The following is a 13,061-nucleotide window of genomic DNA, read 5'->3' as shown; positions in this document are numbered from 1 at the left end:
CGGTCAGAGGTGCACGGCGATGGTGGGCAGCAGGTCCTGGAAGGTCTGTCCGGCGGCGGGCTCGCCGATCGCCGACATCTGCCAGGCGCCGCCCGAGCGGTGGACCTTGGCCATGATCTGGGCGGTGTAGGGGCCGCCGCCGCTGAGGGTGTAGCGGGCCATCTCCTGGCCGTTGGTCTCGTCGACCAGACGGCAGAAGGCGTTCTCCACCTGCTCGAAGGTCTGCCCGGTGAAGGAGTTCACGGTGAAGACGATCTGATCGACCTGGGCCGGGACCCGCTCCAGGTCGATCAGGATCGACTCGTCGTCGCCGCCCTGGCCGGTGCCGCCCACGAGGTTGTCGCCGGTGTGGCGTACGGAGCCGTCGTCGCTGCTCAGATGCTGGAAGAAGACCACGTCGACCGGTTGCCGCCCGGCGAACAGCACCGCCGAGGCGTCGAGGTCGATGTCGCGGGCGGTCATCCGCGCGAAGAAGCCCTTGCGGGGCGCGGCCTGCCAGCCCAGGCCCATGCGCACCGCGCTGAGCGCGCCGCCGTCGGACTTGCTCAGGCTGATCTGCTGGCCCTTGGCCAGATTCACGGTCATGTGCTTCCTCTCGCGTTTCCAGTTTCACGTTTCCGGGTTGTCATGCGGTGTCGTACGAAGACGGCGGCACGGTGAAGCCGGGGCCGGTGTATTCGGGGGCGGCGAAATCCGGGCTGCTGTAGCCCAGCCGTGGGCGGCGGCCGGGAGCAGCGGTCCGGTCGCCCGGCCGTGCCTGCCGCAGCCGGGCGCGCAGGAACGGCAGGACGCCGCGTTCGAGGAGGGCCCGCCGCCATGCCTCGCGGGCCTCGGCCACGCCCGGTGCGCCACCGGGCGGGGTGGCAGGACGGCTCGGGCCGGTCGCCGGGGCGCGGTGGCGAGCAGCGGTGATGAGGATCCAGACCACTCCGCCCGCCGTCGTCACCGCCGTGATCACGGCGGCGGCCTGCCCCGCGGTCAGCAGCTCGTCACCCAGCTCGCGCCCCGAGGAGCTGAGCCCCAGCAGGTAGCCGAGGAGCAGGAAGACCGCGGTCGCGGCCGCCGCCAGCACCGGCGCCAGGACCGCGACCGCGGGCAGCAGTCCGCGCACGCCCGTCGCGGCGGATGGCGCCCCGGGGGCCCGGCCGGCGCGGACGCGAGAGCCATCCATGGCGCGTTGCCGCAGGTAGGCGGCGTACTCGGGGCCGGCGGCCGCGGCGATGCCCGCGCGCTCGGCGAGCGCCTGCGCGCGGAGCCGCTCGGCCGCCGCGCCCCCGGCGGCGCCGTCCCGCCGCAGGGCCGCGCGGATCTCCGTGGTGTTCAGGGCCTGCCGCAGCACCCGCTCGAAGTCGGGTCCGTCCTCCGGCCGTAACTCGGGTGGTGTGCCGGTCATGTCAGTGTCCTCGGTGAATGCGGGCTCCCACCGCCGGGCGCGGCCTTCCGGCGCGGGCCCGGCGGTCGGCCCGTACGGGTGTCAGAGGTTGACGCCGAAGTCGGAGGCGATGCCCGCCAGGCCCGAGGCGTACCCCTGGCCCACGGCGCGGAACTTCCATTCCGCGCCGTGGCGGTACAGCTCGCCGAAGACCATCGCGGTCTCGGTCGCGGCGTCCTCGCTCAAGTCGTAGCGGGCGAGTTCGGCGTTGTCGGCCTGGTTGACCACCCGGATGAAGGCGTTACGGACCTGGCCGAAGCTCTGGCCGCGGCTCTGGGCGTCGTGGATGGAGACGGGGAAGACGATGCGGGCGACGCCGGCGGGGACCGCCGCCAGGTTCACCTTGATCGACTCGTCGTCGCCCTCGCCCTCACCGGTGAGGTTGTCGCCGGTGTGCTCGACCGAACCGTCGGGGCTGGTGAGGTTGTTGTAGAACACGAAGTGCCGGTCGGACGCGACCTTCCCGGCCTCGTCGCACAGCAGGGCGCTGGCGTCGAGGTCGTAGTCGGCGCCCGTGGTGGTCCGTACGTCCCAGCCCAGGCCGACCAGGACCGCGGTCAGGCCCGGCGCCTCCTTGCTGAGCGAGACGTTGCCGCCTTTGGACAGGGAAACTCCCACGATCTCCTCCTGAATGCCGGATGCGGACACAGAAGAATCTACAGCACTGTAGAAGTATTCGGGTGGGCGGATGGCGGTCGCGGACCCTGTACCGTCAGCTTTCGGCTGGTTGTGAGCGGCGTGCTGGAGGGAGATGGCGTGAGGGACCAGGACAAGGACGAACCGCACCCGCGCTTCCGCCGGCGCGGCCAGGGGGAGCTGGAGGCGCAGGTGCTGGCGGTGCTGCGGCAGGCGGAGGGCCCGGTGACGGCCGCCTGGGTGCAGGAACGGCTCGAGGGCGACCTCGCCTACACCACGGTCATGACGATCCTGTCCCGGCTGCAGGCGAAGCAGGCCGTGACCCGGGAGCGCGCGGGCCGGTCGTTCGTATGGCAGGCGCAGTCGGACGAGGCGGGGCTCGCGGCGCTGCGGATGCGCCGGGTGCTGGACGGCCAGGGCGACCGGGGGGCGGTTCTGGCCAGCTTCGTGACGGGGCTGACGGCCGACGACGAGCGGTTGCTGCGCGGCCTGCTGAGTGAAGCGGAGGGTGACTGAGCGCCTTGGGTATGTTCGTCTTTCTGCCCCTGGTCCTGCCGTTAACTGCGCTGCCGATCACGCGTCTGGCCGAGCAGTACCTCCATCCGCGCCGCGCCACCCGGCTGTTGTCGCTGGTGGGCGGCGTGCTCGCGGTGTGCTCCACGCTGTGCCTGGTGCTGCTGGTGGTCGTCGGCACCGCCCAGCTGCCGGGCAACCCGCTGCCGGACGGCTGGTCGGACCCCGAGGTGCGGGCCGCGGTGCCGTTCGACGAGGTGGCCGGGAAGGCGGCCATCGTCGCGCTCGTCCCCGTGGCCGTCGGTTGCGCCGGTACGGTCCGGCGGCACCGCCGGGCGCGGCGGCGCGCCCAGGAGGCGGTCGCCGGACTGGCCGACGAACCGGTCACCACCCTCCCCGACGACGAGCCGTACGCGTACGCCCTGCCCGCCACGTCCGGCAAGCCCGGCCGGATCGTCGTCTCCACCGCGATGCTCGCCTGCCTGAACGCCTCCGAGCGGCGCGCCCTGATCGCCCATGAGCACGCCCACCTGGCCGGACGGCACCACCGCTATCTGCTGGCCGCCCAGCTGGCGGCGCGGGCGAACCCCCTGCTCCGCCCGCTGCGGGAAGCGGTCGCCTACTGCGCCGAGCGGTGGGCGGACGAGGAGGCGGCGGGCGCGGTGGCGGACCGCAAGGTCGTGGCCAGGGCGGTCGGCAAGGCCGCGCTGGTCTCCCGTGGCACCCCGGCCCCGACGCTGGCCGGGTTCGCCGCGCCCGGCCCCGTCCCGCGCCGGGTGGCCGCCCTGCTGGGCCCGGTGCCGTCCGCCCGGCACTGGCCGCCCGCCTGCACGGCGGCGGGCGTCGCCGCCTGGGTCGCCGCCGGCGGCACGACCGCGTCCGCGCTGTCCTCGGCGAACGCGGCGATCGCGCTCATCCGGGTCCTCCAGGCGGCGACCCCGCTGTGACGGGCCCCGGGGCATCCCCCGGGGGCCTCGTCAGAGATCGAATTCGGCGGGGTCCAGGTCCAGGCTGAAGCAGGCCTCGCGGACCACGGCCCGCTCGGTCTTGTCGAAGTCGCCGTCGGCGCCGCCGATGACGATGCCGATCTGGATGACGGCGCGTGCCTCGGCGGGCTTCTTCCTCGCCTTGGCCACCTCCTGCAGGACGCTGACCTTGCCGAAGTCGAAGTCGGTGGTGAGCTTGTCGAGGTAGTCGTCGAAGCGCGACCGCAGATCGTCGGCGGCGAAGTTCTGCAGCACCTCGTTGGTGGCGATCAGCTGGGCGACGCGCTGCCGCTCGGACGGGTCGATCGAGCCGTCCGCCGCCGCGACCAGGGCGCACATCGCCATGCTGGCGTCGCGGAACGCGCCGCTCTTGAGGTCGTTCTTCTTGGCGAGCAGCTGGCTCTGCATCGTCTGGGCGGAATCCTTGATGCGGTCCCACAGGGCCATGACCAACTCCGTACATCGTCGGGGCGCCCGGGCCGGAGGAAGGCCGGCCCGGGCTTGTTTCTACACTAATGTAGAAGTTAGCAGAGTGGCCGAGTGTCCGAGCGGGCTCAGTCCTCTTCGTCCTCGAACGCGTCGCCGATCTCGTCGACGACCTCCGCCGCGACCATGCCGCCGACGACACCGACCGCGACGCCCGCCGCGACACCGCCGACGATGGCCCCCGTGCTGGGCCCGGAGCGGCGCTCCCCGTGTCCGTGTCCGTGGTCGTCGTGGTGGTGCTCCCCGAACCCGTGGGAGCCGTGGGCCGCCCGGCTGGGCTGCTGCTCCACGAGCTGCCGGATCCAGGCGTCGACCTCTTCGTTCCAGTCGCGGTGCTCGACCCCGTCATGGCCGACGGTGAAGCGGGTGAGGGCGTCATGCCCGCCGGAGAAGAACCCGCCGCGCTTGTCGGCCTCCAGGACGACGTCCAGGCCGCCGGGGTTCGCGAGGAAGGTCACCTCCAGCTCATTCAGGGCGTGGGCGTACTGCGGGGCGGGCGTCAGCTCGATCTCCTGGTAGAACGGCAGCCGCTGCCCCGTACCGCCGATGTGTCCCAGCTCCAGATCGGCCGACTTGAAGCCGAACCCGAGCTGCCCCAGCGCCTCCAGGATCGCTTCCTGGACGGGCAGCGGACCCACCGTCAGCTGGTCCAGATCGCCCTTGTCCTTCGCGCTCGCCACTTCCAGCCCGGTACGGACCCCGAGCACGATGCCCAGCGGCTGCCCGTACAGCTCGGTGACGGGCGTCTCCCAGGGAAGCTGAATGGTGAACGGCAGGCTGCGCTGCTCCCCTTCACCGAGCCGGAACCCGCCCCCCACCGTGAAGTGGTCGAAGACGACGACGCCTTCGCGCTCCTCGTCCCCGTGCTCGTCCTCGACTCGCGCGACGAGGTCCAGGCTGATGGACTCGATCTCGAAGTCCGCCTTGCCGCCCTGCAGACGGACCTGCCCGCTCAGCGGCCCGCCGGGACGTACGGGGCCGCTGTCCAGCACGGTGTCCACGGTGGGGCCGCCGACACCGAGTGAGCCGAGTAGTCGTTTGAACACCATCGTGGCGTCCACTCCTTACGTACGTATGCGCCTGTGGCTACTTGCTGGTGGTGTCGAGCGCGGCCAGGGCCGAGGCCCAGCGGGCGAACTTCAAGTCGGCCAGATCCCTGACCGTCTTGATCCCGAACGCCTCCTCCAGCAGGCCCCCCTGCCGGTCGGAAACCCCCTTGAGCGCCGATACGGGCGCGGCGAGAATCTCCGCCAGGTCCTTGTCGGCCCATGCCTTGTCCAGCACCGTCTCGAGGTCTATGGAAGCCATGCCTGCCCTCCCGGGGTGAGCGTGTGGTGAATGTGCGCGCGCGTGCGTGGCACGGCAGGGAACCTCGTCGGCCGACGGCACGTTGACCGGTTCGAGTCACCGCATGGGCGGACCCGTCCGCGTTTCTACACGCATGTAGAAGCATAGGGTCTCACCCCGCCCGCCGGGCACGCATCGCGTCACGCCACCGGGGGAAGTCCGAAAAGGCCCGTCAGATGGCGGACGAATCCGAAGCGGACGCCTCCTGGAGCGCTGCGAGCATCTCCGGGGACCAGGTCAGGCTTCCGTCCCGCAGGTCGCCGATCACCCCGCGCAGCCAGCGTTCCTCGGCGTCGAGGACGGCGAGCAGGTATTCGTTCTCGATCAGCGTGATGCGCGGCAGCCCGGCGGCGGCCTCGGCGGTTTGCCGCGCCAGTTCGGCGCGTTGGGTGGCGATGTGTCCTGCCCGTCGTTCCAGGATCGGTGCCACCTCGTCCGGGCTGAGCAGGAGCATGTTCGACAGCGCCGCCGGAAACACGGGGAACTCCGCCTTGGGGGCCGCCAGCATCTCCTCCAGCCACTCGCGGGTGACCGCCCGGCCCTCCTCGGTGACCTCGTAGACGGTCCGCTCGGGGTACTGCTGGTCGCGCTCGGTCTGCCGGACGGCGATCAGCCCGCCTGCCCGCAGCCGCTCGATGGTGCGATACAGCCCGGCCCGCTGGCCGACGTTGACGACCTGTTCCTTGCCCCACTGCTTGAGCAGTTGCTGGATGCCGTACGGATGCAGCGGTCGATGGTGCAGCAGCGCCAGCACGGCCAGTCCGAGCGGCGAGCTTTTGACGGAGGCGGTCATGCAGGCATCGTAGACATGGCGTAACTAGTTGCAGACCTACTAGTTGCTTTGCAACTATGGGAGGGCGTTCACACGGCGCATCCACATGACCCACGGGAGGGGTTATGAGCGACGACCGCGGCCACGGCTCCGGCGTACGGACGGCACTGGTCATCGGGGGCGGTGTGGCAGGCCCGGTCACGGCGCTCGCACTGCGCAAGGCGGGCATCGCGGCAACGGTCTACGAGGCGTATCCCAGCGCTGCGGACGGCGTGGGGGCCTGGCTGGGGCTGGCGCCGAACGGTCAGGCGGCGCTGGCGACGGTCGGAGCCGACGCGGCGGTGAAGGCCGCCGGGCAGCCGGTGCCCGGCATGGTGATGGCGGATGGCGCCGGCCATCACCTCGCCCGTTTCGGCGGGTTCCCGGAGCTGCCCGCCACGCTGACGCTGCCGCGCGACGGGCTGTTCCGGGCCCTGGCCGACCATGCGGTGGCCGCTGGCGTTCGGTTCGCGTACGGCAAGCGGCTGATCGCTGCCGAGGAGGCGCCCGATGGCGTCACCGCACACTTCGCCGACAACACCTCCGCGACCGCCGACATACTGATCGGCGCCGACGGCATCCGTTCCACCGTCCGCACCCTGATCGACCCGCGATCACCCGTTCCCGAGTACGGCGGCGTGCTGAGCTTCGGCGGCTACGCGACGCCGGGCAGTGAGGCCGGGGCTGAACCGGGCACCATGTACTTCGCGTTCGGCCGCGCCTTCATGGGCTACTGGCAGGGCCCGGACGGGCGTGTGATCTGGTTCGCCGGCCTGCCCATGGACACCCCGCCGAGCCCGGCCGACTTCGCGCGAGTGCCCCACGCCGAGTGGCTGAGACGGCTACGTGATCTGTACGCCGGTCATGTCCCCGGTGAGCGGCTGCTGCGGCACACCGGCCCCGACGAACTGATGGTGGTCGGCCGGATGGAGCGCATGCCGCCCGTGCCGCACTGGTACCGCGGCCGGATGGTGCTGGTCGGAGACTCGGTGCACGCCCCGTCCTCCAGCTCCGGACAGGGTGCCTCGCTCGCCATCGAAAGCGCGGTCGAACTGGCCCGCTGCCTGCGCGATCTGCCCACACCGGGCGAGGCCTTCGCCGCCTACGAGGCCCTGCGCCGCCCACGTGTGGAGGTGATCGGCCGCAACGCCGCGGCCGTCAACAAGGTCAAGTCCGGCAAGAGCGACGCTCGCGCGTCGGCGTTCCCCAGCCCCGAGGAGTTCCTCCGCCCGCTCCACTTCCACCGCATCGAGTGGGAGGCGAAGGCGTGGTGAAACACACTTGCGTCAACGAGGCTTCACCCGGTGAATGGACTTCACCGGGTTAGGCCGACCACAGGGGGGCTCGCGTGACATCCGCAGACTCAGCCGGAAAGGCGTGGGACACGCCGTCCGGCGCCGCATCAGCCGCCGGGGGCCCACCGCCCACCGCCCCGCCCCCGCCGCCCACCGCCCCGCCGCAGCCATCGGCCGGCCCGCCGCCGGCCGCCGATCCGCACCCCGATGTGGCACCGGCGGCGGCCCAGCCCATCATCGGGGTCAACCTGCGGGTCAGCAGACGGCTGCTGTGGGTCGGCGAGGCCTACTACCCGATCCAGAACATCGCCCGGGTGCACACGCTCACCATCCACCCCCGGCGCAAGGAAGCCGTCGCCCTCTTCGTGAAGCGGCTGCTGCTCATCGGGGCGGTGATGATATTCCTCGGTCTGCTCGCTGCCGCGATCGATTCGTCCGGCGGCTTCGGAAGCAACGACGGCGGAGGGTCTCCCGGCCTCACCGCGCTCGTCCTGATCGTCGCGGCCGCGGCGCTGATCTACTCCCTCATGGAGATGATCAAGGTGCTCAGCGCACCCTCGCACTTCGTCCTGGCCGTGGAGACCTCCGGCCTCTCCACCGCCGTGGTGACCAGCCCCCACCCGGACCAACTGCGGTGGGTCGCCCACCAGATCGCCGACGCGATCGAGAACCCGACGGCAGAGTTCGAGGTGCGGGTGGACACCATCACGGTCAGCCCCACGCACTACTACTTCGGGGACAACGTCAACATGTACGGCGGCACCGGCAACGTAGGGATGGCGAGCTGATGAGCGCGGGAGACCAGCACTACTACTTCGGCAGCGGCGACCACGTCACCATGCACGGCGGCTCGGGCAACATCGGCATCGACAAGCGGGTCACCCCGGCCCCGGAGCTGCCCCAGGACGTCCAAAGGGCCCTCCGCGAACTCCTCGTCCTGATCCAGGAGCTACGCCCCCAGGTGCCGCCGGTCAGCTCCGGCGCCCTCGACGACTCGCTGCCCGCACTCCGGGCCGACGCCGACGTCCCACCCCAGGAGCGCCACCGCGCCCTGCTCGCCGTCGCGGGCATCGCCGCGACCGTCGGCGCGCTCGGCGTACCGATCGTCGAGGCCGTCAACAAGGTCCTCGAACTCCTGGGCGCGAAGTGAACAGGGCATCGGCGTCCTGGCCGCCGTGACCGTCGCGTCGGGACGTGTGTTCCGTGCCTGTCGCGGACGCGGCGCGGCTCAGCCCGGCGCCGTGGCCCGGGCCTTGTCGCGGTACCGCCGAGGTGAGATCCCCATCGTGCGTTTGAAGGCGTTGCTGAAGGCGCTCTCGGAGGTGTAGCCGACCTGTTGGGCGACGACGGCGACCGGTGTCTCCTCCTGCCTCAGGTCGCGGGCCGCCAGGCGCATGCGCCAGTTGAGGAGGTAGGTAAGGGGCGGTACGCCCGCTGCCTCCTTGAAGCGGAGTGCGAAGGTGGCCCGGGACATGGCCGCCGCGCGGGCCAGTTCGGCGAGCTGCCAGGCGTGAGACGGGTCTTGATGCATCAGGCGCAGGGCCGGGGCCAGGCGCTCGTCGGCGAGGACGCGGAGCCAGCCGGTGGGGAGCACGTCGGCCCGGGTGAGGCAGACCCGTAGGACCTGCATGAACAGCACCTGGGCGAGGTGAGTCGAGATGAATTCGGCGCCGACCCGGTCTGCCGCCATCTCCTCCAGCAGTTGCCCGACCAGCCGGCTCAGCGTCGTCGCCTCTGCCGCGCCGGACCGGACGAGGATCAGCGGGGGGAGGGCTTCGCGCAGCAGTTCGCCGTAGTCCCGGCTGAGGTCGATGTGGCCGGAGATGGCGACGACGTCGTCCTCGTCTCCGAGATGGGCCATGCGGGTCTCGGGATCCATGGGAATTCCGTCGACGTCGACCGGCTCCAGGCCCGCGCCGCCGCACACCACGACCTCGCGTGTGCCGTCGATGACGACGACGTCCCCCACCTCCAGGCGGAGGCTCTCGCCCTCGTCGAGGACCAGCAGACAGGTCCCCTTCACCACCGCGTGCACCCGGAGCCTGTCCCCGGCGGGAAGCCTGAGGGCCCAGTCGCCGCCGGCCGTGATGCCGCCGGTGAAGACACAGCGGGCATCCGCGACGGCGAGGGCGTCGGACAGCGGGTCAGCGCTCATGCCGTCAGACTAACGCGCAAGTATCACAGACTTTCAAGCATTCATCGTCTGCCGGTGCGGCCCTACGGTGATCGTGACGACAGCACCTGAAGCGGATGCCAACCGGCGGCCGGACCCTGCCCGGCCGCCCGATACCGGCCCGCCCCTCAGCGTGATCCGACGTGATCGAAAGGGCTTCCTCCCTCATGACCCATGCGACCGCGCAGGCGATCGAGCCCATCCCCGAACCGTCGGCGCTGCCCGCCGGCGGCGACGCTCCCTCCGGCGCCGACGTACTGCTGTATCTGATGCGGCAGGCCAGGGAGCTCGGGCCGATTTACCGGATCCGGGCGTTCGGCCAGGAGAGCATCATCGTCTCCGGGCTGGATGTGATGACGGAGCTGTCCGACGAGAGCCGGTTCCGCAAGACGATCGAGGCCACGCTGGAGGCGGTACGCCTCTTCCTGAAGGACGGGCTGTTCACGGCGCACAGCGACGAGCCGAACTGGCGCAAGGCGCACGACATCCTGATGCCCGCCTTCTCCCTGGGCGCCATGCGCGGCTACCACGGCACGATGCTCCGGGTCGCCCATGAGCTGCTCGCGCAGTGGGACCGCGCAGCGGAGGAGAAGGAGCCGGTGGATGTCCCCCGTGACATGACCCGGTTGACGTTCGACACCATCGGGCTGTGCGGCTTCGGCTACGACTTGGAGTCCTTCCGCCGCGAGGATCCGCACCCCTTCGTGAACGCCATGGCCCGGACCTTGCTGTACGTCGAGGCCATGGTCGAGGGACCGCGGGGTGCCGAACTGCCGACCGACCAGTTCGACCAGGATCGCGCCCTGATGACGGATCTGGTCGACGAGGTCATCCGGCGCCGCAGGGCATCCGGCGACACGAGCACCGACGATCTGCTGGGCCGGATGCTGCACACCCGCGACGAGGCGACCGGCACCCCGCTGGACGACGAGAACATCCGCCTCCAGGTGCTCACGTTCCTCATCGCCGGACACGAGACCACCAGCGGCGCTCTGTCCTTCGCCCTCTACTACCTCCTGAAGCACCCCGCGGTGCTGGCACGCGCCCAGGCGGAGGTGGACGCCCTGTGGGGCGACACCGACGAGCCGGAGCCGACGTACAACGACATCGGCAAGCTGAGTTACCTCCGCCAGGTGCTCAACGAGAGTCTGCGGCTGTGGCCGACCGCGGGCGCGTTCAACCTGACGCCGGTCGAGGACACGGTCCTCGCGGGCAGGTACGCGGTGCGCAAGGGGGAGACGCTGACCGTGGTCAGCTCCGCGCTGCACCGGGATCCCGTCTGGGGCGACAACGTCGACCTGTTCGACCCGGACCGATTCTCGCCCGAGCGCGTGGAGGACCGGCCCGTGCACGCTTTCAAACCGTTCGGGAACGGCGAACGCGCCTGCATCGGACGGCAGTTCGCCCTGCACGAGGCGACGCTGGTGCTCGGCCTGCTCGTGCACCGCTACCGGCTGCTCGACCACACCGACTACCAGCTGAAGATGCAGCGGACGCTCACCATCAAGCCCACTGACTTCCAGGTGGGCCTGGTCCGTCGTGGAGCGTCCGATCGTCGCCTGCCCGCCCGTACGGCGCCCGCTTCGGCCGCCCCCGCCGTCGGCGCATCCTCCGCCTCCCGTTCCGCGGCCGGCACCGCGCTGACCGTGTTGCACGGCTCCAACCTGGGCACCGGGGCGGGAATCGCCCGCGATCTGGCGGCGGACGGCGACGAGCACGGCTTCTCCGCCACCGTCGAGCCCCTCGACGACGCGGTCGGCAAGCTGCGCGCCGACGGCCCAGTGGTGATCGTCGCCGCCTCCTACAACGGCAGGCCGACCGACGACGCCGCCGCGTTCGTCGCGTGGCTGGAAGAGCTCCGGCCTGGTTCCCTCGACGGCCTCACCTACGCCGTGCTCGGCATCGGCGACCGCAACTGGGCCGCCACCTACCAGCGCGTTCCCACCCTCGTCGACGAGCGCCTGGCCGCCGCGGGAGCCACCCCGCTGCTGAAGCGTGGCGCGGCGGACGCGGCAGGAGACTTCGACGGCACCGTGCGTCAGTGGACCGACGACCTGTGGACCGCTCTGCTGGAGAAGTACGGCACGGCGGTGGGGGCGGCCCCCGCCGAGGAGCCGGACCCCGGCCTCGGGCTGTACGAGCTGCGGGAGGCGGCGGAATCGGTCACCGGCGAACTCGCCGCACGACACGGCGTACAGCCCATGGAGGTGCTCGACGCGTACGAACTGGTCGACCTGGACCACCCTCTCGGCCGCTCCAAGCGCTTCGTCAAGCTGCGCCTGCCCGAGGGCACCGGCTACCGCACGGGCGACCACCTGGCCGTGCTCCCCCGCAACCCGGAAAGCCTCGTCCAGCGGGTCGCCGCACGGTTCGGCCTGGACCTGGACCGCACCGTGCGGCTGTCCGCGCGCCGCCGCAGCCGCCATGCCCTGCCCGTCGACCGGCCGCTGACGCTGCGCCGCCTGCTCACCGACTTCGTCGAGCTGCAGGATGCGGCCACCCAGGAGCAGGCCGGCACGCTGGCGGCCCACACCACCTGCCCGCCCGAGCACCGTCCGCTGGCCGGACTCGCCTCCGCCCGGGCGGACGCGTTCGGCGAGCAGATCACCGACCGTGGGATCAGCGTGCTGGACCTGCTGGAGCGGTACCCGGCGTGCGAGCTGCCCTTCGAGCGGTTCCTGGAGATGCTGCCGGTGCTGCGGCCGCGGCACTACTCCATCTCCTCCTCGGCCGCCGCGAGCCCCGGCGAGGTCGACCTGATGGTGTCGCTGCTGGAGGCACCGCACCGCGGCGATCCGGGCACCTTCGGCGGCATCGCCTCGCGCTATCTGGCGACCGTCGGGGCCGGGGACACCGTGCGGGCGCGAGTGCTGCCGTGCCGGGACGCCTTCCGGCTGCCCGCGGATACCACCGTCCCCGTCATCCTGGTCAGCGCCGGTACCGGGCTCGCGCCTTTCCGGGGCGCCGTCCTGGACCGTCTGCACGCCGGGTCCACCGGGAAGCTGCTGTGCTACTTCGGCTGCGACCACCCCGACGTGGACTACCTCCACCGCGGCGAACTCGAAAAGGCCGAAGCCGCCGGGGCGGTCAGCCTGCGGCCCACCTTCCTGCACGCTCCGCGGGACGGCGTCCGGTTGGTGCAGGAGCGCATCGCCCGGGAGGGCGAGGAGGTGTGGGCCCTGCTGCGGGCCGGGGCCCGGGTGTTCGTCTGCGGCGACGGCCGCCGGATGGCCCCGGGAGTGCGGGAGGCGTTCCAGGACGTCTACCGCGAGCACACCGGCGCCGACGACGAAGCCGCCGCCGGGTGGCTGACGGCGATGACCGAGTCGGGCCGCTACGTCGAGGACGTCTGGGCGGGCTGACCGCGGGCTGAGCGAGCGCA

The 13,061-nt window shown here is 71.5% G+C and carries 14 protein-coding genes; 6 read left to right on the top strand and 8 right to left on the bottom strand.

Going from position 1 to position 13,061, the window contains the following annotated elements; genetic code table 11:
- Positions 1-3 precede the first annotated feature (3 nt).
- From ABZ562_RS33065 to ABZ562_RS33055, 3 genes are all read right to left on the bottom strand, one after another.
- Positions 4-585 (bottom strand): TerD family protein, encoded by a 582-nt coding sequence (locus ABZ562_RS33065; RefSeq protein WP_361486802.1) that lies wholly within the window; start codon positions 583-585, stop codon positions 4-6.
- Positions 586-625: 40 nt separating this feature from the next.
- Positions 626-1,393: a hypothetical protein gene (locus ABZ562_RS33060; RefSeq protein WP_361486799.1), complete on the bottom strand. Its 768-nt coding sequence runs from the start codon at positions 1,391-1,393 to the stop codon at positions 626-628.
- A gap of 81 nt (positions 1,394-1,474) precedes the next feature.
- Positions 1,475-2,050: a TerD family protein gene (locus ABZ562_RS33055; RefSeq protein WP_361486797.1), complete on the bottom strand. Its 576-nt coding sequence runs from the start codon at positions 2,048-2,050 to the stop codon at positions 1,475-1,477.
- A 138-nt stretch (positions 2,051-2,188) separates the two neighbouring features.
- Between ABZ562_RS33055 and ABZ562_RS33050 the strand changes: the two genes are divergently transcribed.
- Positions 2,189-2,584, top strand: coding sequence for a BlaI/MecI/CopY family transcriptional regulator (locus tag ABZ562_RS33050; protein ID WP_361486794.1), 396 nt, complete (start codon positions 2,189-2,191; stop codon positions 2,582-2,584).
- Positions 2,585-2,589: 5 nt separating this feature from the next.
- Complete coding sequence (locus ABZ562_RS33045; RefSeq protein ID WP_361486791.1) at positions 2,590-3,528, top strand: M56 family metallopeptidase; 939 nt, start codon at positions 2,590-2,592, stop codon at positions 3,526-3,528.
- A 30-nt stretch (positions 3,529-3,558) separates the two neighbouring features.
- Here the strand turns inward: ABZ562_RS33045 and ABZ562_RS33040 are convergent, their stop codons facing one another.
- The 4 genes from ABZ562_RS33040 to ABZ562_RS33025 form a co-directional block, all read right to left on the bottom strand.
- Positions 3,559-4,014: a TerB family tellurite resistance protein gene (locus ABZ562_RS33040; RefSeq protein WP_361486789.1), complete on the bottom strand. Its 456-nt coding sequence runs from the start codon at positions 4,012-4,014 to the stop codon at positions 3,559-3,561.
- A gap of 107 nt (positions 4,015-4,121) precedes the next feature.
- The gene (locus ABZ562_RS33035) at positions 4,122-5,102 is read right to left on the bottom strand and encodes a sporulation protein (RefSeq protein WP_361486787.1); all 981 of its coding nucleotides are present in this window, start codon (positions 5,100-5,102) and stop codon (positions 4,122-4,124) included.
- Positions 5,103-5,139: 37 nt separating this feature from the next.
- Positions 5,140-5,361: a hypothetical protein gene (locus ABZ562_RS33030; protein ID WP_361486784.1), complete on the bottom strand. Its 222-nt coding sequence runs from the start codon at positions 5,359-5,361 to the stop codon at positions 5,140-5,142.
- Positions 5,362-5,572: 211 nt separating this feature from the next.
- Positions 5,573-6,193, bottom strand: coding sequence for a PadR family transcriptional regulator (locus ABZ562_RS33025; protein WP_361486782.1), 621 nt, complete (start codon positions 6,191-6,193; stop codon positions 5,573-5,575).
- Positions 6,194-6,297: 104 nt separating this feature from the next.
- Between ABZ562_RS33025 and ABZ562_RS33020 the strand changes: the two genes are divergently transcribed.
- The 3 genes from ABZ562_RS33020 (at position 6,298) to ABZ562_RS33010 (ending at position 8,656) form a co-directional block, all read left to right on the top strand.
- Positions 6,298-7,485, top strand: a complete 1,188-nt coding sequence (locus tag ABZ562_RS33020; protein WP_361486779.1) for an FAD-dependent monooxygenase — start codon at positions 6,298-6,300, stop codon at positions 7,483-7,485.
- Positions 7,486-7,559: 74 nt separating this feature from the next.
- Positions 7,560-8,294 carry a DUF6232 family protein gene (locus tag ABZ562_RS33015; protein WP_361486777.1) on the top strand — a complete coding sequence of 245 codons (735 nt, stop codon included), beginning with the start codon at positions 7,560-7,562 and terminating at the stop codon, positions 8,292-8,294.
- Entirely contained in the window at positions 8,294-8,656 is a 363-nt protein-coding gene (locus tag ABZ562_RS33010) for a hypothetical protein (RefSeq protein WP_361486774.1), read from the top strand. The genes ABZ562_RS33015 and ABZ562_RS33010 overlap by 1 nt, the downstream gene beginning before the upstream one ends.
- A 78-nt stretch (positions 8,657-8,734) precedes the next feature.
- Here the strand turns inward: ABZ562_RS33010 and ABZ562_RS33005 are convergent, their stop codons facing one another.
- Positions 8,735-9,661, bottom strand: coding sequence for an AraC family transcriptional regulator (locus ABZ562_RS33005; RefSeq protein WP_361486771.1), 927 nt, complete (start codon positions 9,659-9,661; stop codon positions 8,735-8,737).
- A gap of 185 nt (positions 9,662-9,846) precedes the next feature.
- On the opposite strand from ABZ562_RS33005, the gene ABZ562_RS33000 reads away from it, so the two are divergent.
- Positions 9,847-13,041: a cytochrome P450 gene (locus ABZ562_RS33000; protein ID WP_361486768.1), complete on the top strand. Its 3,195-nt coding sequence runs from the start codon at positions 9,847-9,849 to the stop codon at positions 13,039-13,041.
- Positions 13,042-13,061: the final 20 nt, after the last annotated feature.

Origin of the sequence: Streptomyces sp. NPDC019937 (assembly GCF_040631655.1) — a bacterium.
GTDB lineage: Bacteria > Actinomycetota > Actinomycetes > Streptomycetales > Streptomycetaceae > Streptomyces.
The sequence above is the reverse complement of the archived record's forward strand: the minus strand, read 5'-3'. Positions and strand labels throughout refer to the sequence as shown.